Here is a 20,058-nt window from a genome sequence, read left to right on the forward strand (position 1 = left end):
GTCCGGGATCCGAGTCCCGAAACGAGGCCGTCCGGGCATGCCAGCGCCTGGGCACAAGCATCTGGAAGACGTGGAGCGGCTATCACCGGCGCAGCTTGGTGGAGACCAAGATGCACTGCCTGAAGCGGTTGGGCGAGCGGGTCACGGCCCGCACGTTCGAGCGTCAGGTCGTCGAGCTGCATGTGCGCGTGGCCGTGCTCAACCGCTTCAGTCAGATCGGCCGGCCGCAGACCGTGCCGGTGGGTGCCGTGGCATGAGTCCGTCCGGGGTTGGGGTCAGGGCGTCTGCTCGTGGATTTGTGCAACAGAGCCAGGCGCTGCATGATTTTTACGGGCTGATTGCTCATAAAAATTCTCACCTTGTCTCACAGCACGAACCGCGCCTCCATCGGCCCGATCAGCTGGTGATGCACGATCACCTGCCGGGCGTCGGCGAGGATGACGCCGTAGCCGGCGGGTTCGTCGCTGCCGGGCACCTCGTCCTCGCGGGTCAGGTCGAGCGCGACCTGGTGGCAGGTCGAGCGGGTGCAGGAGAAGCCGATGCCTTGCCAGGTGCCGGCGAAGGCGCGGTGCACATGGCCGAAGAACAGATGGCGGATGCGCGCGGCGTGCGGGCGCAGCAGCTCGGCCAGCGCGCGCGGGCGCTCGCCCGGCATGCCGTAGCGGTCCATCGAGACGATGCCGCTGTCCATCGGCGGGTGATGCAGCGCCAGCCACAGCGGCACGTCGTCGCGCTCGGCCCGGCGCAGCTGGCCGTCGAGCCAGTCGAGCCGCGCCGCGCAGTAGCAGCCCTGCGGCCGGCCGGCATCGACGCTGTCGAGCAGCAGCAGCCGCCCCAGGCTCAGCTCGACCGCCCCCTGCAGGAAGCCGCCCGCATCGCGCTGCATCGACGGGAAGTGGCGCAGCAGCGCCGTGCGGTCGTCATGGTTGCCCGGCAGCAGATGCACCGGCATCGGCAGCCGCGCCAGCAGCCCGGCCAGATCGCGGCAGGCCGCGTCCGAGCCGGCATCCGTCAGGTCGCCGGTGACCAGGCAGGCCTCGGCATCGGCATGCCGACGCACGACGCTGTCGATGGCCTCGGCCAGGCGGGCGTGCGGATCCAGTCCGTACAGCGTCTCGCCGCGACGGGCGAGCAGATGGGTGTCGCTCAGATGGATCAGCTTCATGGCGTGTCGTGTCGTCCCTGCACTTGTCGTCGCCCGGATCATGCAGATCGGGCATTCCCTCGGATTGTCCCGAATCGGACACAGGGTACCGAAACGGTCCTTCTAGACTGTTTCCACGATCTGACACCGGACCCCCCGGACACCGGCTCGCACGCAGGCCGACAGCAGGAGATCCCCATGACCGCCACCCTCGCACGCCACGGCCGAGTCGCCGTCATCACGCTCGACAACCCGCCGGTCAACGGCCTGGGCCTGGAGACCCGCCGCGCGCTGGCCGCGCAGGTGCATGCCGCCGAGGCCGATCCGCAGATCGCCGCGATGGTCATCGCCGGCGCCGGCCGGGTGTTCTCCGGCGGCGCCGACATCAAGGAGTTCGGCTCGCCCAGGGCGGTGGCCGAGCCCAATCTGCTCAGCCTGATCCTGCTGGTCGAGCGCGCGACCAAGCCGGTGGTGGCCGCGATCCACGGCACCTGCATGGGCGGCGGCCTGGAGCTGTCGCTGGGCTGCCACTACCGCGTGGCCGCGCCGGGCGCCAGCATCGCGCTGCCGGAGGTCAAGATCGGCCTGGTGCCAGGCGCCGGCGGCACGCAGCGGCTGCCGCGCGCGCTCGGCGTCGAGACGGCGCTGAACATGATCGTCTCGGGCGAGCCGGTCAGGAGCGAGCAGCTCGCGCAGGTGCCGGGCCAGCGCCTGATCGACCGCCTGATCGAGGGCGAGCTGATCGCCGGCGCGGTGGCCTTCGCCGAGGAGATCGCCGACGTGCGTCCGCTGCCGCGGGTGCGCGACCTGAAGGCCGCCCACCCGGAGGCCGACGCCTACTTCCAGTTCGCGCGCAACACCGCGCGGGCGATGGCGCGGCACTTTCCGGCGCCGGTCAAGTGCGTCGACTGCGTCGAGAAGTCGGTCAAAGCCTCCTTCGACGAGGGCATGCGCTTCGAGCGCGAGACCTTCCTCGGCCTGATGTGGACGCCCGAGTGCAAGGCGCTGCGCCATGCCTTCTTCGCCGAGCGCGCCGCCAGCAAGATCGCCGACGTGCCCGAGGACACGCCGCTGCGCCCGGTCGACCGGGTCGCGGTCATCGGCGCCGGCACGATGGGCGGCGGCATCGCGATGAACTTCCTGAACGCCGGCATCCCGGTGGTGATGCTGGAGACGAAGCAGGAGGCGCTCGAGCGCGGCGTGGCCACCATCCGCAGGAACTACGAGGCCCAGGTCAGGAAGGGCAAGCTGAAACAGGACAAGTACGAGCAGCGCATGGCGCTGCTGTCGACCACGCTGAGCTATGCCGACATCGGCGACGCCGACATGGCGATCGAGGCGGTCTTCGAGGACATGGCGGTCAAGCAGGCGGTGTTCGAGCAGCTCGACGCGGTGATGAAGCCCGGCGCGATCCTGGCGACCAACACCTCGACGCTGGACGTGAACCGCATCGCCTCCTTCACCCGGCGCTCGCAGGACGTGATCGGCACGCACTTCTTCAGCCCCGCCAACGTGATGAAGCTGCTGGAAGTCGTGCGCGGCGCCGAGACGGCCAGGGACGTGCTGGCCACCGTGATGGCGCTGGGCAGGAAGATCCGGAAGACCTGCGTCGTCTCCGGCGTGTGCGACGGCTTCATCGGCAACCGCATGATCGAGCAGTACAGCCGCCAGGCCGGCTTCCTGCTGGAAGAGGGCTGCACGCCGACCCAGGTCGACCGCGCGATCGAGAAGTTCGGCTTCGCGATGGGCCCGTTCCGCATGGGCGACCTGGCCGGCAACGACATCGGCTGGTACATCCGCAAGCGCCGCTACCTCGAGAAGCCGGACCTGCGCTACAGCCGCACCGCCGACCTGCTGTGCGAGATGGGCCGCTTCGGCCAGAAGACCGGCGCGGGCTGGCACGACTACCCGCCCGGCCGGCGCGACGCGATCCCGAGCCCGGTGGTCGAGCAGATGATCGCCGACCACCGCGCCGCGCTCGGCATCACGCCGCGCCGGATCAGCGACGAGGAGATCGTGCACCGGCTGGTGTATTCGCTGGTCAACGAGGCGGCGCGGCTGCTCGAGGAAGGCATCGCGGCCAAGGCCAGCGACATCGACATGGTCTACCTGACCGGCTACGGCTTCCCGCTGCACCGCGGCGGCCCGATGTGCTACGCCGACACGCAGGGCCTGTTCAACGTCGTCGAGGACATGAAACGCTTCGCCCGCAACCCGCACGACGACGCGGCGTTCTGGCAGCCGGCGCCGCTGCTGGCGCGCCTGGTCGCCGAGGGCAAGACCTTCAACCCCGCCTGAGCGGCCGGCTCGATCGGCCTGATCCAGAACACGACGGAGTTCGCCCCATGACCACCGCTGTCATCGTTTCCACCGCGCGCACCCCGCTGGCCAAGAGCTGGAAGGGATCGTTCAACATGACCCACGGCGCCACGCTCGGCGGCCATGTCGTGGCCGAGGCCGTGCGCCGCGCCGGCATCGAGCCCGGCGCGGTCGAGGACGTGCTGATGGGCTGCGCCAACCCCGAGGGCGCCACCGGCTGGAACATCGCGCGCCAGATCGTGCTGCGCGCCGGCCTGCCGGTGAGCGTCTCGGGCCTGACGGTCAACCGCTTCTGCTCCAGCGGCCTGCAGACGATCGCGCTGGCCGCGCAGCGCATCATCGCCGGCGAGGGCGAGGTGCATGTCGCCGGCGGCGTCGAGAGCATTTCCTGCGTGCAGCAGGAGATGAACCAGCACATGTTCGTCGACTCCTGGCTGAAGCAGCACAAGCCGGAGATCTACTGGCCGATGCTGCAGACCGCCGAGAACGTCGCGAAGCGCTACGGCATCCCGAAGGAGCGCATGGACGCGTTCGGCGCCGAGAGCCAGCGCAAGGCCTGCGCGGCGCAGGCGGCCGGGCGCTTCGCCGAGGAGATCGCGCCGATCACCGTGACCGCCGGCGTGGCCGACAAGGTGCTGGGCCTGCGCACGCAGCAGCTCACCGTCAGTGTCGACGAGGGCCTGCGCGAGGGCACGACGGTCGAGGCGGTGGCCTCGATCCGCACCGCGCAGCCCGGCGGCGTGGTCTCGGCCGGCAACGCCAGCCAGTTCAGCGACGGCGCCGGCGCCTGCGTGGTCGTCGACGAGCGCTACGCCGAGCGCCACGGCCTCAAGCCGCTGGGCCGCTTCCTCGGCTTCGCGGTCGCCGGCTGCGAGCCCGACGAGATGGGCATCGGGCCGGTGTTCGCGGTGCCGAAGGTGCTCGCGCGCCTGGGGCTCACGGTCGACGACATCGACCTCTGGGAGCTGAACGAGGCCTTCGCGGTGCAGGTGCTGCACTGCGCCGACCGGCTCGGCATCCCGATGGAGCGGCTCAACGTCAACGGCGGCGCCATCGCGCTCGGCCACCCCTACGGCATGAGCGGCCAGCGCCTGGTCGGTCACGCGCTGATCGAGGGCCGGCGCCGCGCCGCCAAGTACGTCTGCGTGACGATGTGCATCGGCGGCGGCATGGGCGCTGCGGGCGTGTTCGAGGTGCTCTGACACCGTCGTCCCCGACGTTCCACGATTCCCGCTCCTTCCGTCATCCCCGCGCAGGCGGGGACCCACGCAGGCCACAGACCGTGCTCCCCGTGGGCCCTCGCCTTCGCGAGGGTGACGGAGTCGATGCAGAACCCCGACACCGCCCCATGCGCGCCACCCTCGACTTCCTGCTCCACGACTGGCTGCGCGTCGAGTCGCTGACCGCGCGCGCCCGCTTCGCCGATCACAGCCGCGAGACCTTCGCCGCGGTGCTCGACACCTGCGAGCGCATCGCCCGCGAGAAGTTCGCGCCGGCCAACCGCACCGCCGACGTCGAGGAGCCGCGCTTCGACGGCGAGCGCGTCATCCTGCCCGCCAGCTCGCACGCGGCCAGCCGCGCCTATGTCGAGTCCGGCATGCTGGCCGCGGCGCAGGACTACGCGCTGGGCGGCCTGCAACTGCCCTGCGTGGTCGAGATGGCCGCCAACAGCTTCTTCGCCCAGGCGGGCGTCGGCCTGGGCGGTCACATGCTGACCACCGGCAACGCCAACCTGCTGATGGCGCATGGCACGCCGGCGCAGCAGCGTGTCTTCGCGCACCAGGAATTCGTCGGCCGCTTCTTCGGCACGATGTGCCTGAGCGAACCGCAGGCCGGCTCCAGCCTCTCCGACATCGCCACCCGCGCCGAGCCGGACGGCGCGGGCGCCGACGACGACCCGCTCGGCCCCCGCTACCGCCTGCGCGGCCACAAGATGTGGATCAGCAACGGCGATCACGAGCTGGCCGAGAACATCGTCCACCTGGTGCTGGCGAAGATTCCCGGCCCGGACGGCCGGCTGGTGCCGGGCGTGCGCGGCATCTCGCTGTTCATCGTGCCGAAGTGGCTGGTGGACGAGGAGGGCGCGCTGACCGGCGAGCGCAACGACGTGGCGCTAGCCGGCCTGAACCACAAGCTCGGCTACCGCGGCATTCCGAACACGCTGCTGAACTTCGGCGAGGGCCGATACCCGGTGCGCGGCGCCTCAGGCGCGATCGGCTACCGCGTCGGCGCGCCCGGCGAGGGCCTGAAGGGCATGTTCCACATGATGAACGAGGCGCGCATCGCGGTCGGCCTCGGCGCGGTGATGCTGGGCGCGGCCGGCTACGAGGCCAGCCTCGACTACGCGCGCGGTCGACCGCAGGGTCGCCCGATCGGCCCGGCCGGCAAGGACGCCCGCCAGCCGCAGGTGCCGATCATCCGCCACGCCGACGTGCGCCGCATGCTGCTGGCACAGAAGAGCTACGTCGAGGGCGGCCTGGCCCTGGCGCTGTACTGCGCCCGCCTGGTCGACGAGCAGCACACCGGCGAACCGGCCGCCGCCCGCGACGCCGCGCGGCTGCTGGAGATGCTCACGCCCATCGCCAAGAGCTGGCCGAGCGAGTGGTGCCTGGAGGCCAACAGCCTGGCGATCCAGGTCCACGGCGGCTACGGCTACACCCGCGACTATCCCGTCGAGCAGCACTGGCGCGACAACCGCCTGAACATGATCCACGAGGGCACGCACGGCATCCAGGCGCTGGACCTGCTCGGCCGCAAGGTGACGATGGATGGCGGCGCCGGGCTGATGGCGCTGGCGCGCGCGGTCAACGCGACGATCGAGCGCGCGCTGCCGGACGCGCGGCTGCAGCCCCTCGCGTCGCGGCTGGCGCAGGCGCTGCAGCAGCTCGGCGCGGCCACCAAGGCGGCCTGGGCCACCGGCGTGCCGGAGGAGGCGCTGGCCAACGCGGTGCCCTACCTGCAGGCCTTCGGCCATGTGGTGATCGCGTGGATGTGGCTGGACGTGGCGCTGGCCAGCGACCGCGACAGTGACGCGGGGCAGGGGCGCCACGCCGCCTGCCGCTTCTTCTTCCGCCACGAGCTGCCGCGCATCGACGCCTGGCTCGCGGTGGTCCGTGACCGTGACGACACCTGCCTGACGATGCAGGAGGAGTGGTTCTGATGGGTACGCCGATCAATCAGCTCTTCGACCTGACGAGCCGCATCGCGCTGGTCACCGGCGGCTCGCGCGGCCTGGGCCTGCAGATCGCCGAGGCGCTCGGCGACGCCGGCGCCAGGGTCATGCTGACCGCACGCAAGGCCGACGAGCTGGAGGCCGCCGCCGACGCCCTGCGCGAGCGCGGCATCGACGCACGCTGGGTCGCCGCCGACGCCAGCACGCCCGAGGGCGTCGCGAAGATCGTCGACGAGACCTGCGAGCGCCTGGGCGACATCGACATCCTGGTCAACAACGCCGGCGCCACCTGGGGCGCACCGGCCGAGGACCATCCGCTCGAGGCCTGGGACAAGGTGATGGACCTGAACGTGCGCGCGGTCTTCCTGATCAGCCAAGCGGTGGGTCGGCGCTGCATGATCCCGCGCGGCGCGGGCCGCATCGTCAATGTCGCGTCGATCGCCGGCCTGTCGGGCAACGGCCCGGCGATGACCACGCTGGCCTACAACACCAGCAAGGGCGCGGTGATCAACTTCACCCGCGCGCTGGCGGGCGAGTGGGGCCGCCACGGCATCACCGTCAACGCGCTGGCGCCGGGCTTCTTCCCGAGCCGGATGACGCGCGGCACGCTGGCGCGCCTGGGCGAGGACGCGCTGGCCGAGAAGGCGCCGCTGCGCCGCCTCGGCGATGATGACGACCTCAAGGGCGCCGCCGTCCTGTTCGCCAGCGCGGCCGGCAAGCACATCACCGGCCAGATCCTGGCGGTCGACGGCGGCGTCAGCGCCGTCCACGGCGGCTGATTCCCGTCCGCTGCGTGACGGGCACCGCCCGTGCCTCGTCCTCCGTCATTCCCGCGAAAGCGGGAATCCACCCGCCCGCCCCGATGCAATTCCCCGTCCCCATCCCCTTCGTCGACCACCTCGGCTTCGAGCTGGTCCGCTTCGCCGACGGCCAGGCCGAGATCCACCTCGAGCTGCGCCCGGAGCTGCTGAACTCCTTCCTGGTCGCGCACGGCGGCGTCTCGATGACGCTGCTCGACGTGGTCATGGCGCACGCCGCGCGCAGTGTCGTGCCCGACAGCGGCGCGGTGACGATCGAGATGAAGACCAGCTTCTTCCGCCCCGGCGAAGGCCGGCTGCGCGCGGTCGGCCGGCTGCTGCACCGCTCCGCGACGATGGCCTTCACCGAAGGCCACGTCTACGGCGGCCACGGCGAGCTGTGCGCGCACGCCACCGGCACCTTCAAGTACGTCAAGCGCCTGCCTGCCGGCCACGGCGGGCGGGCGATCAAGGCGCTGAATCGGCCGGGTGAGGACGAGGCGTCGGCTCAGGATCCACATCCGCGAACAGATCGGCCGCGCTGAGCCGCAGGTCCACGCTCGCGAACGTCACCCCTTCGCCCGCCTCGAACGGATGCAGCAGCCACAGACCTTCGCCCTCGCCGTGACGGCGGTAGACGTCGCAGCGCCGGCTGCCGATGTCCACCAGCGCGATCTCCTGCAGCGACGCGATCTGGCGGTAGTGGGCGAACTTGTCGCCGCGGTCGAAGGCGGCGGTGCCCGGCGACAGCACCTCGATGACCAGCACCGGCTCGCGCATGACGAGCCGACTGGCGCGATCGGCCTCGGCGCAGGTGACGAACACGTCCGGATAGAAATAGCTGTCGCGCGCCGCGACATGCAGCTTCATGTCGCTGATGAAGGTCATGCAGGGCGTGCCGCGCAGGTGCTGGCGCAAGGCCATGTAGAGGTTTCCTGCCGTCGTGACATGCCCTGCCTCGGCGCCGGCCATCGCGTAGACCTCGCCGTCGACGAGTTCGTGACGGTCGGTCTGCCCGGCCTCCCAGACCAGGTATTCGTCGCCGGTCATGGCCGGCTGGCGCGCTGCGTATCCCATCAGGCTCTCCTTCGACCCGGCCATTATCGGCCGGCCCTCCCGCCGCAGAAAGGCAGTCTCCCATGCCCTTGATGAACCGCCAGATCGTGCTCGCCTCGCGCCCGCAGGGCGAGGCCGGCGTCGACAACTTCCGCCTGGTCGAGACGGCGCTGCCCGGCCCCGACGAGCTGGCCGACGGCCAGGTGCTGGTGCGCCACCACTTCCTGAGCCTCGACCCCTACATGCGCGGCCGCATGAACGACAGCCGCAGCTACGCGCAGCCGCAGCCGCTGGACGAGGTGATGATCGGCGGCACCGCCGGCGAGGTGATCGCGTCGCGCAACCCGCATTTCGCCGTCGGCGACGCGGTCGTCGGCATGGGCGGCTGGCAGGAGCACGCGCTGGTCGACGCCACGCAGCGCGGCGTGCTGCAGAAGGTCGACACCCGCCAGGTGCCGCTGTCGGCCTACCTGGGCGCGGTCGGCATGCCGGGGGTCACCGCCTGGTACGGGCTGGTCAAGATCATCGACCCGCAGCCCGGGCAGACGATCACCGTGTCGGCGGCCAGCGGCGCGGTCGGCTCGGCGGTGGGCCAGCTGGCCAAGGCGCGCGGCTGCCGGGTGGTCGGCCTGGCCGGCGGGGCGGAGAAATGCGCCCATGTGGTCGACGAGCTCGGCTTCGACGCCTGCATCGACTACCGCCGGCATCCGGACCTGAAGTCGATGTCGGCGGCGCTGAAGGCGGCCTGCCCGGCGGGCATCGACGGCCATTTCGAGAATGTCGGCGGCCTGATCCTGGACGCGGTGATGCTGCGCGCCAATGCCTTCAGCCGGGTGGCGATGTGCGGAATGATCGCCGGCTACGACGGCCAGCCGCTGCCGATGGCCAATCCGGCGCTGATCCTGGTGAACCGCATGAAGATCGAGGGCTTCATCGTCAGCGAGCACATGGCGGTCTGGCCGGAGGCGCTCAGGGAACTGGGCGCGGGCGTGGCCACCGGCACGCTGAAATACCGCGAGAGCATCGCGCAGGGGCTGGAGCACGCGCCCGAGGCCTTCATCGGCCTGCTCAAGGGGCGCAACTTCGGCAAGCAGCTGGTGAAGCTGGTCTGAACGGGAGGCCTGTCATGAAGACCTTGCAGGGCAGGACCGCGGTGCTGACCGGCGCCGCCTCCGGTTTCGGGCTGGAGCTGGCGCGGCGGTGCGCCGGCCTGGGCATGAAGATCGTCATGGCCGACGTGCAGCAGGACGCGCTCGATCGCGCCGCGGCCGAGGTCGCCGCACTCGGGAAGGCGAGCGGCGCGGAAGTGCTGGCGTTTCGGCTCGACGTCTCGAAGGCCGAGGAGGTCGAGGCGCTGGGCGCGGCGGTGCTGGCACGCTTCGGCGCGCCGCATCTGGTGTTCAACAACGCCGGCATCGGCATCGGCGGCCTGATCTGGGAGCACAGCCGCGCCGACTGGGACTGGACGATCGGCGTCAACCTGATGGGCGTGGCGCACGGCGTGCGGGTGTTCGTGCCGATGATGCTGGCCGCCGCCGAGGCCGACCCGGACTGGGAGGGCCATGTGGTCAACACCGCCTCGATGGCCGGGCTGGTCAACATGCCCAACATGGGCGCCTACAACGTCAGCAAGCACGCGGTGGTGAGCCTGTCGGAGACGCTCTTCCAGGACCTGCGGCTGGTGACGACGCAGGTGGCGGCGAGCGTGCTGTGTCCGTACTTCGTGCCGACCGGCATCCACCAGAGCGAGCGGGTGCGCCCCGACGCGCTGCCCGCCGCCGCGCCCACCCGCAGCCAGCTCGTCGGCCAGGCGATGGCGGCCAAGGCCGTCACCGCCGGCAAGGTCAGCGCGGCCGACGTGGCGGGCAAGGTCATCGACGCGGTGCTGGCCGGGCAGTTCTACATCTACAGCCACCCGCAGGCGGTCGGCATCGTCGCCACCCGCGCCGAGGACATCGTCCAGGGCCGCAACCCGAGCGACCCCTTCGCCGAGCGCCCGGAGGTCGGCGAACGGCTGCGACAGGCGCTGATGGGCTGAGCGGCCACGCTCGGGGCGCCTCAGCGCCCTGCCGCCGCCGGCCGCGTCCGGTAGAACTGCATCGGCACGCCGGTGGCCAGGCTGGCCTTCTCCTCGCGCGCGGCGCGGTTCAGCACGTTCTTCTTCATGCGCCCGACGACATGCATCTCGCAGGGCTTGCAGTCGAAGCGCAGCTGCAGCACCTCGTCGCCGTTCTGGATCGTCAGCGGCTCGGCGCGGATCGTGCCCTGCACGCCGGTGACGCCCTTGGCCTGCTTCGGGCACAGGCTGAGCGAGAAGCGCACGCAGTGCTTGGTGATCATCAGGCTGGCGTCGCCGAGCGCCTCGTGGCTCTCGTAGGCGGCCTCGATGACCTTGACGCCGTGGCGGGCGTAGAAGTCGCGCGCCTTCGAGTTGTAGACGTTGGCCAGGTAGCTCAGCGTGTCGTCGGGGTAGGGCACCGGCGGCGTGACCTCCGGCCAGCGCGGCTGGCGCACATGGGCGTCCACGCGCGCGGCCTCCAGCTGCTCGAACGCATCGCGGCGCAGCGCGTTGAGCACGCCCGGCGGCACGAACCACGGCCGGCGCGTCGCCAGCACGATGTCAGAGGCGTCCGCCCGGAAGATCGTCGCGCCCAGCTTGCCCAGGTGCTCGCGCAGCGCGGCCTCGCCCCGGGCGGCATCGCGCGCGGGCTCCTTCTTCGGCAGCGCGACCTCGGCGCAGACCGTCACCCCGGTCTCGTCGCTCACCGTCAGCGCCAGCCCGTCCGGCGTGTCGTCGAGCCGCATCGTCACCGCGATGCGCCGCTCGGCCGACTTCTTCTCCAGCAGCCGCACCCAGTTCATGTCGCGGTTGCGGCTGAGCGCGGTGTCGCGGCGCAGGTCGGGGTAGGTGGCCAGCGGCTCCTTCGGGACCACGCGCCACAGGCGCTGCTTCGCGTCGATCTCCTGTGCGGTGTCGATCGGCAGGCCGGTCAGCTCCTTCTGCAGCGTGTAGTAGGTCAGGGCGTCGTTGTTGTTGAGCGGATCGACCCCGGCGTCGAGCTGCACGTCCAGATGGTCCTTGCCGACGCGCACCACCCAGCCCAGCGGCAGGCCGGCGTGCTTCGGCGTGTCGAAGGCGCCGATGTCGTCCTGGCGGCCGTTGACGAAGTAGTCGGTGCTGCCGCGGTTGAAGTTGCGGTCCGGGTCCGGCGTGAAGGTGAAGCTGGCGCGGCCGGCGGACGAGGCGTGCAGCTCCGGGCGGCGCTCGAACAGGCTGTCAAGCAGCTGGCGGTAATGGGCGGTGATGTTCTTCACGTAGCCCATGTCCTTGTAGCGGCCCTCGATCTTGAAGCTGCGGATGCCGGCGTCGACCAGCGCCTCGAGGTTGGCGCTCTGGTTGTTGTCCTTCATCGACAGCACATGCTTGTCGTGCGCGACGATGCGGCCCTGCGTGTCGGTGACGGTGTAGGGCAGGCGGCAGGCCTGCGAGCAGTCGCCGCGGTTGGCGCTGCGGCCGGTCTGGGCGTGGCTGACGTAGCACTGGCCCGAGTACGCGACGCACAGCGCGCCGTGCACGAAGAACTCCAGCGTCGCGCGGTCGACCTGCGCCGCCACCGCGCGGATCTGCTCCAGCGTGAGCTCGCGCGCCAGCACGAGCTGCGAGAAGCCGGCGTCCTGCAGGAAGCGCGCCTTCTCGGGCGTGCGGATGTCGGTCTGCGTCGAGGCGTGCAGGTCGATCGGCGGCAGGTCGAGCTCCAGCAGGCCCATGTCCTGCACGATCAGCGCGTCGGCCCCGGCCTCGTGGACCTGGCGGATCATGCGCCGCGCGGGCTCGAGCTCGTCGTCGCGCAGGATGGTGTTGAGCGTCACGAAGATGCGGCTGCCGAAGCGGTGCGCGTGCTTCACCAGCCGCTCGATGTCGGCCACCGAGTTGCCGGCCGAGGCGCGCGCGCCGAAGGACGGGCCGCCGATGTAGACCGCGTCGGCGCCATGATTGATCGCCTCGATGCCGATGTCGGCGTCGCGGGCGGGGGAGAGCAGTTCGATGTCGGGGCGCAGGGGCATGGCGGCGGCTCGCGGTGGCGGAGGGCGTCCGGGGGCGACGGAGGAGGGCACGGATTCTACGAAGAAGACCGCGCCATGCGGGGCAGTCCGGACAAGCGCGCAAATCCCGCACTGCTAAGATGAATTTCAGGCAGTCCCACATGATCCCGAACCGTCGCAGTTTCCTGTTCCGAGGCATGACCTCCCTGGCCGTGCTGTCCGGATGTGCCGAGCCGCCGGCCGCGCCGCTGAGAGTGGGCATCAACGCCTGGGTCGGCTATGACCCGCTGGTGCTGGCGCGCGAGCGCGGCTGGACGGACGCGACGCGGCTGCGGGTGGTCGACATGTTCTCGAACTCGGAGAGCCTGCGCGCGCTGCGCAACGGCCTGCTCGACGCGGCCGCGCTGACGCTCGACGAGGTGCTGCGCGAGACCGATGCCGGGCTCCCGCTGACGATCCTGTCGGTGCTGAGCGTCTCGGCCGGCGCAGACGCGGTGCTGTCCAGGCCTGACGTGCTGCATGCCGCTGATCTGCGCGGTCGGCGCATCGGCTTCGAGCGCAACGCACTCGGCGCACTGATGCTCGACCAGCTCCTGCAGGAGGGCTCGCTGCGACCGGAGGAGGTGCAGGCGCTGGCCGTCGAGGGTGTGCAGCATGTCGACATGCTGCGCACCGGCCGGATCGATGCCGTCGTCACCTTCGAGCCGATGGCCAGCCAGCTGCGCAATCTGGGATTCCGCACCATCTTCGACAGCCGCCAGATGCCCGGCGAGATCATCGACGTGCTGGCCTGCCGCCGCGGCGTGCGGCCCGAGCAGGCCATGCCGCTGCTGCAGGCCTGGGCGCGGGGCCTGGCGGCGCTGCAGTCGGATCCGGCGGCGGCGGCCTCGCTGCTGGCCGCCTCGGCCGAGCTGTCCGAACAGGACTATCTGCAGACGCTCAAGGGCCTGCGCTTCATGTCGCTCGACGAGAGCGCGACCGAGCTGGCCCGCGATGAGCGCGGTCACGTTGCGCTGGCGACGCAGGCCGCGGCGATGCTGCGCACGCTGCGGCGGCTGTCGCTGGTCCGGCAGGATCCGGACTGGCCGCGGCTGGTCGACGACCGGGCGCTGCAGCGCCTGCTGCGGTCGGCGGGAGCGACCTGATGGCGCGGGAATCGCTGCTGCTGCGACTGCCGGCACGCTGGATGCTGCCGCTGCTGCTGTCGCTGTTCGCGCTGCTGATGACCGGGCTGGGGCATCTGACCCGGCTGCGCGAGCTCGACAGCGAGGTGCTGCGCGCCGAGCAGCAGCGTCTGCGCGAGCGCCTGGCCATCGAGCAGACGCGCATCGCGATCGCGCACGGGCGCGGCGAGATGGCGCAGGTGCGCCGGCTGGTGTCCGGCCTGGCGCTGCACGAAGGCCTGACCCAGGCCTGGCTGCTCGACGACACCGGTCGCATCGAGGGCTCGATCTCGCGCGCTGAGATCGGGCGCCTGATCTCGACGGTGCTGATCGCGCAGCCGCCTAAGGAGCGGCATCTGCTGCTGGAGCTGCAGCGCCATCACCTCGGCGAGCTGCGCCTGGAGACGCTGACGGAGGTGACCGGCGAGCCGCAGATGCTGGTGGGCGCGGTCGGCATCGATCCGGACCTGACGCTGCTGACCCAGGTCGACCTCGGCCATGCACTGGGCATCCGCCATGCGCAGGCCCGCGCCGACCTGGTGCGCCAGTCGCTGGCGACGCTGGCCGGCGTGATGCTGCTGGGGGTGCTGCTGCATCTGCTGTGGTTCCGGCGCGCCGAGTGGCTGCGCCGCACCGCCAGCGCGCTCGGCCGGGGCGACCTGGGCGCACGCGCCGCGTTGCAGGGCGCCGACGAGCTGGCCCTGATCGGGCGCGCGGTCGACATGATGGCCTCCGACCTGCAGCAGCGTCAGGCCGAGCTGCAGCACCTGGCCGACCTGATCGCGCACTCGCCGCTGGTGGTGATGACCTGGCGCAACGCCGAGGGCTGGCCGGTGCGCTACGTCAGCGACAACGTCAGCCAGTGGGGCTACCGGCGCGCCGATTTCCTGATGGGGCGGCTGATCTATGCCGACCTGATCCACCCGGACGACCGCCCCCGCATCACCCGCGACGTCGCCGAGCATCTGGCCCGCGGCCCGGACGAGTATCGGCAGGAGTACCGCCTGCGCCATGCCGACGGTCGCTGGCTGTGGCTGGACGACCGGACCTGGCTGGTGCGCGATGCGCAGGGCGTCGTCACCGACATCCACGGCGTGCTGCTCGACGTGACCGAGCGCCATGCCGTCCAGCAGGCGCTGGCCGAGCAGGTGCAGCGTCTGCGCGAGGCCGAGTCCCATGCGCGGCTGGGCAGCTGGACCTTCGACGTGGCGAGCAGCCGCGGCTGGTGGTCGGAGCAGATGTACCAGCTGCTGGACTTCGACCCGGCCGAGGGTGTGCCCAGCTTCGAGGACTATGTCGAGCAGGTCCATCCGCAGGACCGCGGGCTGGTCATGGACATGCTGCGCAGCTTTGCGCAGGGCGTGCTGCCTGCCAGTCGCATGTCCCACTTCCGCAGCGACCCCCGACGCGGACCACTGCGCTGGTTCAGCGTCTCGATCCATGCCGAGCGCGACCCGTCCGGCCGCATCATCCGATTCGTCGGCACGCAGCTCGACGTGACGGCCGTGCACGAGGCCGAGGATGCGCTGCGCCAGCTCAATGCCGACCTGGAGCGGCGGGTGGATCTGCGCACCCGCGAACTGTCGGAGCTGAACCAGTCGCTCGAGAGCTTCGTCTACACCGTCTCGCACGACCTGAAGGCGCCGCTGCGCGGCATCGAGGGCTACAGCCGGCTGCTGATCCAGGACCACGGCCCGCAGCTCGAGGGCGAAGCCCGCGAGTTCGTCGGCCTGATCCGCGATGGCGTGGTCCGCATGGGTGCGCTGATCGAGGACCTGCTGGCCTATGCCCGCACCGAGCGGCGCGCGCTGTCGGTGCAGACGGTCGACCTGCCGCGGGCGATCGAGGGGGTCTGTGCCGACGCCGCGGCCGAGCTGGCTGCCGGCCGGGTCGAGCTGCAGGTGGAGGTGCCGGCGCTGCAGGTCTGCGCCGATGCCGAGGGCCTGACGCTGGTGCTGCGCAACCTGCTGTCCAACGCGGTGAAGTTCAGCGCGAAGAGTCAGCCGCCGCGCGTGCGCATCCGGGCACGGGTACCCGAGGACGACCAGGACCAGGTCGAGATCAGCGTCGAGGACAACGGCGTGGGCTTCGACATGGACTACCACGACCGCATCTTCGAGATCTTCCAGCGCCTGCACCGCATGGAGGACTATCCCGGTACCGGCATCGGCCTGGCGCTGGTGCGCAAGGCGATGCAGCGCATGGGCGGCTCGGTGCGCGCGATCAGCGCGCCGGGGCAGGGCGCGACCTTCGTGCTGCGGCTGCCGCTCAGCCGGCCGTCGGCGCGCGACGCAGCTTGACGTAGGCGACGAAGCCGCCGCCGGGCGCATTGCCCAGCTCGAGCTGGCCGCCCATGCGCGTCACCGTCTTGTCGACGATCGCCAGGCCCAGGCCGGCTCCGGTCGAGTGCGTGTGCGTGCGGGCCTTGTCGCCGCGGTAGAAGGGCGTGGTCAGGCGCACGAGCTGCTCGGGGCTGACGCCCGGGCCTTCGTCGCGCACGCTCACCAGCACCCAGTCGCCCGAGCGTGCGTAGGTGACGCTCACCCGCGCGACGCCGTCCTCGCCCTGCGCATAGCGACGTGCGTTCTCGAACAGGTTGGCGAAGACGCGGTCCAGGTCGGTCTCGTCGGCCATCACCCGCACGTCGGTGGTGACGCGCGCCGTCACCTTCAGGTGCTCGCCGTTGACGCGGCGGATCACCGTGTCGAGCAGCACCGCCAGAACGATCGGCGCGAGCTTGACCTCGGTCGGCCGCGCGTAGTCCATGAACTTGTCGATGATCGCGTCGAGCTGGTCGATGTCGGCGGCCATGTTGCGCTTGGCCTCCTCGTCGTAGACGCTCATCTCGGTCTCGAGGCGGATGCGCGCCAGCGGCGTGCGCAGGTCATGGCTGATGCCGGCGAGCATCACCGCGCGGTCGTCCTCGATCTTGGCCAGTTCGCGCGCCATGCGGTTGAAGCCGCGGTTGACCTCGCGGATCTCGCGCGTGGTGGTGTCCTCGTCGAGCCGCTCGGCATATTCGCCGTCGCGGATGCGGCTGGCGGCGAAGCTGAGCTGGCGCAGCGGCCGGTTGATCAGCCCGGCGATCAGCGCCGAGCCGCCCAGCGTCAGCAGGAAGGTCAGGCCCATGACGACGAAGGTCGTCCGGCCGGTCACCGCGGGCTGGACCCGGTTCGGGTCGGCCTGCAGCCAGTAGTTGTCGGTCTCGATCAGGAAGCCGACCCACAGGCCGGGGCGGCCGTTGACGCTGCTGGCGACGATGGTCTGCGGGCCGAGCTGGCTGCGCAGCTCCGCGCCGATGGCACGGGTGAAGCGGTCGACCTCGAAGGGCTCCCAGCGGTCGTTGGGCTCGCGCGGCTGCAGCTTGACCGCCTCCTGCTCGGCGATGTTCTTGACGAGCGCCACCCGGTTGACCTGGTCGGTGTAGCGCAGCGCCGCGCGCGACAGGTTCACCAGGCTGGCGATCTGCTGCGCGGCCTGCACGCCGCGCGGCTCGAGCTCGAGAAAGCGCAGCGTGTAGACCCAGCCCATGATGCCGGCGCCCAGCATCAGCGACAGCAGCAGGAAGGTGCGCCAGAACAGGCTCATCGGCATGTAGCGCCGGGCCAGCTGGCCCAGTCCCCGCATCAGGACGCGGGCCAGCGGCTCGCGCGGCGGAGGACAGGAAGAGGTCGTGGTGGTCGTCGAGGCCATGGGCGGGTCAGGTCGGCAGCTTCATGCGGTCACCACGGCCCGAGGCTGCGGCGCGCGGTACCCCCCTGATGACACTTCGATTTCCGAATTATGAAACGAAATGTATCAGGGGTCGCGACATCATGCCGCGCCGTCCGGAACGAACACGTAGCCGACGCCCCACACCGTCTGGATGTAGCGCGGCTGCGAGGGATCCGGCTCGATCATCTTGCGCAGGCGCGAGACCTGCACGTCCAGGCTGCGGTCGAAGGGCTCGAACTCGCGGCCGCGCGCCAGCTGGGCGAGCTTGTCGCGGCTCAGCGGCTGGCGCGGATGGCGCACCAGGGCCTTGAGCATCGAGAACTCGCCGGTGGTCAGCGAGATCACCTCGCCGTCGCGCGTCAGGCGGCGCAGCGCCAGATCGAACTCGAAGGGGCCGAAGATGACGGTCTGCGCCTCGCGCGAGGGCGCGCCGGGCGCCTCCATGACCGGGCGGCGGCGCAGCACCGCGTGGATGCGCGCCAGCAGCTCGCGCGGATTGAAGGGCTTGGGCAGGTAGTCGTCGGCGCCGACTTCCAGGCCGACGATGCGGTCGACATCCTCGACCTTGGCGGTCAGCATGATGATCGGCGTCAGGTCGTTGGCCGCGCGCAGGCGGCGGCAGATCGACAGGCCGTCCTCGCCCGGCAGCATCAGGTCGAGCACGATCAGGTCGATCGTCTCGCGTGTCAGGATGCGGTTGAGGGCCTTGGCATCCTCGGCCAGCAGCACCTCGAAGCCTTCCTGGGTCAGGTAGCGACGCAGCAGGTCGCGGATGCGCGCGTCGTCGTCGACGACGACGATCCGGTCGGTGCGCTGGGCGTTGGCGGTGTTCATCGGGGGGCTCCGGATTTGTAACAGGCGCGATTCTGCGCAGGTCGGAGAAGCTTTTTCATCCAGTCTGACCCCCTGTTACATCTATTGCGCTCTGGTGTAGAGGACGTTGGTGTTAATTATTCACGATGTCTGTCGGCGTGCCTGTTCCTTCATCCGTTGACTCGAGGTCCCCGCATCGGGGCATCCGCATTTCCTGGAGCGAACACGCCGTGAAGGTCCGCACTGTCCCGACTTCTCCGAACTTCCTGCGCAGGGGATCGCCCGCGCTGGCGAGCGCCGCGCTGGCGGTGCTGGCGGCGGCGCTGGCGCCGCAGGCCCGGGCCCAGGCCGTGGCGCCTGTCGCCGCCCAGGCCCTCCAGGCCAACCAGCTGGGCTTCTCGGCCAGCGCGCAGACCGAGGTGGCGCGCGACGAGCTGTCGGTGTCGCTGCAGGCGGTGCGCGACGGCAGCGACGCCACGCAGGTGCAGACGGCGCTCAAGCAGGTGCTCGACGCGGCGCTGGCCGAGGCCCGGCGCGCGGCCGAGGGCCAGCAGATGACGGTGCGCACCAGCGGCTTCTCGATCCAGCCGCGCTACGGCCGCGACGGCCGCATCGCCGGCTGGAGCGGCAACGCCGGGCTGACGCTGGAGGGGCGCGACGTCGCGCGCATCGCCGCCACCGCCGGGCGGCTGCAGGGCATGAACATCGTCGCCACCGGCTATTCGCTGTCGCGCGAGCTGCGCGAGCGCCACGAGTCGGCGCTGACCGAGCAGGCGATCCGGCGCTTCCGCGAACGCGCCGCCGAGATGGCGCGCCAGTTCGGCTACACCGGCTACCTCCTGCGCGAGGTGACGGTGCAGGATGGCGAGGTCGACAGCGGCGTGCGGCCGATGCCGATGGCGCGCATGGTCGCCAGCACCGCGGCCGAGGCCGCGCCGGCGCCGCTGCCGACCGAGGGGGGGCGGGCGACGCTGTCGGTGACGGTGCAGGGCACCGTCACGATGACGCGCTGAGCGCGTCAGGCACGACGCCTCGCGGCGTCACTGCGCGGTCCAGCCGCCGTCGACGTTCCAGGCCACGCCGCGCACGTTGTCGGCCGCGGACGAGCACAGGAAGACCGCCAGCTCGCCGAGCTGCTCGGGCGTGGTGAACTGCAGCGAGGGCTGCTTCTCGCCGAGCAGCCGGCGCACGGCCTCGTCGTTGTCGACGCCGTCCCGGGCGGCGCGCGCGTCGACCTGCTTCTGCACCAGCGGCGTGAGCACCCAGCCCGGGCAGATCGCGTTGCAGGTCACGCCGGTGGTGGCGTTCTCCAGCGCGGTCACCTTGGTCAGGCCGATGACGCCGTGCTTGGCCGCGACATAGGCGGCCTTCTGCGTCGAGGCCACCAGGCCGTGCACCGAGGCGATATTGATGATGCGGCCCCAGTTCTTCGCCTTCATCGACGGCAGCGCCAGCCGCGTCGTGTGGAAGGTCGAGCTGAGGTTGATCGCGATGACCGCATCCCAGCGCTCGACGGGAAAGTCCTCGACCGTTGCGACATGCTGGATGCCGGCGTTGTTGACCAGGATGTCGACGCCGCCGAACTCGGCCTGGGCGTAGGCCATCATCGCCTCGATGTCGGCCGGCCTGCTCATGTCGGCGCCGTGGTAGCCGACCTTCACGCCCAGCGCGGCGACCTCGGCCTTGGGGCCCTCGGCATCGCCGAAGCCGTTGAGAATCACGTTGGCGCCCTGACGTGCCAGGCACAGGGCCACGCCCAGGCCGATGCCGCTGGTCGATCCGGTGACCAGCGCGGTCTTGCCTTTCAGCATCTGTCTTCCTCCGAAGGGTGGTGGT

The 20,058-nt window shown here is 70.9% G+C and carries 16 protein-coding genes and 1 pseudogene; 11 read left to right on the plus strand and 6 right to left on the minus strand.

What is annotated here, in order from left to right; translation table 11 throughout:
- A pseudogene (locus HNQ01_RS16620) lies at nt 1–257 on the plus strand (IS5/IS1182 family transposase); the annotation flags it as partial.
- 107 nt (nt 258–364) lie between these two features.
- Here HNQ01_RS16620 and HNQ01_RS16625 read toward each other — a convergent pair.
- Complete coding sequence (locus tag HNQ01_RS16625) at nt 365–1,165, minus strand: phosphodiesterase (protein WP_173806548.1); 801 nt, start codon at nt 1,163–1,165, stop codon at nt 365–367.
- Nucleotides 1,166–1,342: 177 nt separating this feature from the next.
- On the opposite strand from HNQ01_RS16625, the gene HNQ01_RS16630 reads away from it, so the two are divergent.
- The 5 genes from HNQ01_RS16630 (at nt 1,343) to HNQ01_RS16650 (ending at nt 7,977) form a co-directional block, all read left to right on the plus strand.
- On the plus strand, nt 1,343–3,442 hold the full coding sequence (locus HNQ01_RS16630) for a 3-hydroxyacyl-CoA dehydrogenase NAD-binding domain-containing protein (RefSeq protein WP_173806549.1): 2,100 nt from the start codon (nt 1,343–1,345) through the stop codon (nt 3,440–3,442).
- Nucleotides 3,443–3,489: 47 nt separating this feature from the next.
- Nucleotides 3,490–4,665 (plus strand): acetyl-CoA C-acyltransferase, encoded by a 1,176-nt coding sequence (locus HNQ01_RS16635; RefSeq protein ID WP_173806550.1) that lies wholly within the window; start codon nt 3,490–3,492, stop codon nt 4,663–4,665.
- Between the two features lie 146 nt (nt 4,666–4,811).
- A complete protein-coding gene (locus HNQ01_RS16640) occupies nt 4,812–6,623 on the plus strand; it encodes an acyl-CoA dehydrogenase (protein ID WP_173806551.1) in 1,812 nt (603 codons plus the stop codon).
- Nucleotides 6,623–7,414 (plus strand): SDR family oxidoreductase, encoded by a 792-nt coding sequence (locus HNQ01_RS16645; protein ID WP_173806552.1) that lies wholly within the window; start codon nt 6,623–6,625, stop codon nt 7,412–7,414. Before HNQ01_RS16640 ends, HNQ01_RS16645 begins: the two co-directional genes overlap by 1 nt.
- Nucleotides 7,415–7,497: 83 nt before the next feature.
- On the plus strand, nt 7,498–7,977 hold the full coding sequence (locus tag HNQ01_RS16650; protein ID WP_173806553.1) for a PaaI family thioesterase: 480 nt from the start codon (nt 7,498–7,500) through the stop codon (nt 7,975–7,977).
- Here the strand turns inward: HNQ01_RS16650 and HNQ01_RS16655 are convergent.
- On the minus strand, nt 7,901–8,509 hold the full coding sequence (locus HNQ01_RS16655; RefSeq protein WP_173806554.1) for a Uma2 family endonuclease: 609 nt from the start codon (nt 8,507–8,509) through the stop codon (nt 7,901–7,903). The two genes, HNQ01_RS16650 and HNQ01_RS16655, sit on opposite strands and share 77 nt — an antisense overlap.
- Before the next feature lie 62 nt (nt 8,510–8,571).
- On the opposite strand from HNQ01_RS16655, the gene HNQ01_RS16660 reads away from it, so the two are divergent.
- Nucleotides 8,572–9,600 carry an NADP-dependent oxidoreductase gene (locus HNQ01_RS16660; RefSeq protein ID WP_173806555.1) on the plus strand — a complete coding sequence of 343 codons (1,029 nt, stop codon included), beginning with the start codon at nt 8,572–8,574 and terminating at the stop codon, nt 9,598–9,600.
- Nucleotides 9,601–9,614: 14 nt separating this feature from the next.
- Nucleotides 9,615–10,526 (plus strand): SDR family oxidoreductase, encoded by a 912-nt coding sequence (locus HNQ01_RS16665; RefSeq protein ID WP_173806556.1) that lies wholly within the window; start codon nt 9,615–9,617, stop codon nt 10,524–10,526.
- A 20-nt stretch (nt 10,527–10,546) separates the two neighbouring features.
- On the opposite strand, the gene HNQ01_RS16670 is transcribed toward HNQ01_RS16665, so the two are convergent.
- Nucleotides 10,547–12,553, minus strand: coding sequence for a peptidase U32 family protein (locus HNQ01_RS16670; protein WP_173806557.1), 2,007 nt, complete (start codon nt 12,551–12,553; stop codon nt 10,547–10,549).
- Between the two features lie 176 nt (nt 12,554–12,729).
- Between HNQ01_RS16670 and HNQ01_RS16675 the strand changes: the two genes are divergently transcribed.
- Complete coding sequence (locus tag HNQ01_RS16675; protein ID WP_173806558.1) at nt 12,730–13,677, plus strand: ABC transporter substrate-binding protein; 948 nt, start codon at nt 12,730–12,732, stop codon at nt 13,675–13,677.
- Nucleotides 13,677–15,995, plus strand: coding sequence for a PAS domain-containing protein (locus tag HNQ01_RS16680; RefSeq protein WP_173806559.1), 2,319 nt, complete (start codon nt 13,677–13,679; stop codon nt 15,993–15,995). The genes HNQ01_RS16675 and HNQ01_RS16680 overlap by 1 nt, the downstream gene beginning before the upstream one ends.
- Here HNQ01_RS16680 and HNQ01_RS16685 read toward each other — a convergent pair.
- On the minus strand, nt 15,964–17,388 hold the full coding sequence (locus tag HNQ01_RS16685) for a sensor histidine kinase (protein ID WP_286180911.1): 1,425 nt from the start codon (nt 17,386–17,388) through the stop codon (nt 15,964–15,966). The two genes, HNQ01_RS16680 and HNQ01_RS16685, sit on opposite strands and share 32 nt — an antisense overlap.
- A 120-nt stretch (nt 17,389–17,508) precedes the next feature.
- Entirely contained in the window at nt 17,509–18,243 is a 735-nt protein-coding gene (gene ompR / locus HNQ01_RS16690; protein WP_173806560.1) for an osmolarity response regulator transcription factor OmpR, read from the minus strand.
- Nucleotides 18,244–18,452: 209 nt separating this feature from the next.
- On the opposite strand from ompR, the gene HNQ01_RS16695 reads away from it, so the two are divergent.
- Nucleotides 18,453–19,235, plus strand: coding sequence for an SIMPL domain-containing protein (locus tag HNQ01_RS16695; RefSeq protein ID WP_353621728.1), 783 nt, complete (start codon nt 18,453–18,455; stop codon nt 19,233–19,235).
- 27 nt (nt 19,236–19,262) lie between these two features.
- On the opposite strand, the gene HNQ01_RS16700 is transcribed toward HNQ01_RS16695, so the two are convergent.
- Nucleotides 19,263–20,033, minus strand: coding sequence for a 3-hydroxybutyrate dehydrogenase (locus HNQ01_RS16700; protein WP_173806562.1), 771 nt, complete (start codon nt 20,031–20,033; stop codon nt 19,263–19,265).
- Between the last annotated feature and the right edge of the window lie 25 nt (nt 20,034–20,058).

This window comes from Sphaerotilus uruguayifluvii, assembly GCF_013294065.1.
Lineage (GTDB): Bacteria > Pseudomonadota > Gammaproteobacteria > Burkholderiales > Burkholderiaceae_C > Sphaerotilus > Sphaerotilus uruguayifluvii.

What these genes read in the sequence shown, in the direction of transcription:
- HNQ01_RS16675 (WP_173806558.1), top strand. Translation starts at nt 12,730, where the DNA reads ATGACCTCCCTGGCCGTGCTGTCCGGATGTGCCGAGCCGCCGGCCGCG.
- HNQ01_RS16670 (WP_173806557.1), bottom strand. Translation starts at nt 12,553, where the DNA reads ATGCCCCTGCGCCCCGACATCGAACTGCTCTCCCCCGCCCGCGACGCC.
- HNQ01_RS16630 (WP_173806549.1), top strand. Translation starts at nt 1,343, where the DNA reads ATGACCGCCACCCTCGCACGCCACGGCCGAGTCGCCGTCATCACGCTC.
- HNQ01_RS16665 (WP_173806556.1), top strand. Translation starts at nt 9,615, where the DNA reads ATGAAGACCTTGCAGGGCAGGACCGCGGTGCTGACCGGCGCCGCCTCC.
- HNQ01_RS16700 (WP_173806562.1), bottom strand. Translation starts at nt 20,033, where the DNA reads ATGCTGAAAGGCAAGACCGCGCTGGTCACCGGATCGACCAGCGGCATC.
- HNQ01_RS16655 (WP_173806554.1), bottom strand. Translation starts at nt 8,509, where the DNA reads ATGGGATACGCAGCGCGCCAGCCGGCCATGACCGGCGACGAATACCTG.
- ompR (WP_173806560.1), bottom strand. Translation starts at nt 18,243, where the DNA reads ATGAACACCGCCAACGCCCAGCGCACCGACCGGATCGTCGTCGTCGAC.
- HNQ01_RS16680 (WP_173806559.1), top strand. Translation starts at nt 13,677, where the DNA reads ATGGCGCGGGAATCGCTGCTGCTGCGACTGCCGGCACGCTGGATGCTG.
- HNQ01_RS16660 (WP_173806555.1), top strand. Translation starts at nt 8,572, where the DNA reads ATGCCCTTGATGAACCGCCAGATCGTGCTCGCCTCGCGCCCGCAGGGC.
- HNQ01_RS16640 (WP_173806551.1), top strand. Translation starts at nt 4,812, where the DNA reads ATGCGCGCCACCCTCGACTTCCTGCTCCACGACTGGCTGCGCGTCGAG.
- HNQ01_RS16645 (WP_173806552.1), top strand. Translation starts at nt 6,623, where the DNA reads ATGGGTACGCCGATCAATCAGCTCTTCGACCTGACGAGCCGCATCGCG.
- HNQ01_RS16650 (WP_173806553.1), top strand. Translation starts at nt 7,498, where the DNA reads ATGCAATTCCCCGTCCCCATCCCCTTCGTCGACCACCTCGGCTTCGAG.
- HNQ01_RS16685 (WP_286180911.1), bottom strand. Translation starts at nt 17,388, where the DNA reads ATGGCCTCGACGACCACCACGACCTCTTCCTGTCCTCCGCCGCGCGAG.
- HNQ01_RS16625 (WP_173806548.1), bottom strand. Translation starts at nt 1,165, where the DNA reads ATGAAGCTGATCCATCTGAGCGACACCCATCTGCTCGCCCGTCGCGGC.
- HNQ01_RS16635 (WP_173806550.1), top strand. Translation starts at nt 3,490, where the DNA reads ATGACCACCGCTGTCATCGTTTCCACCGCGCGCACCCCGCTGGCCAAG.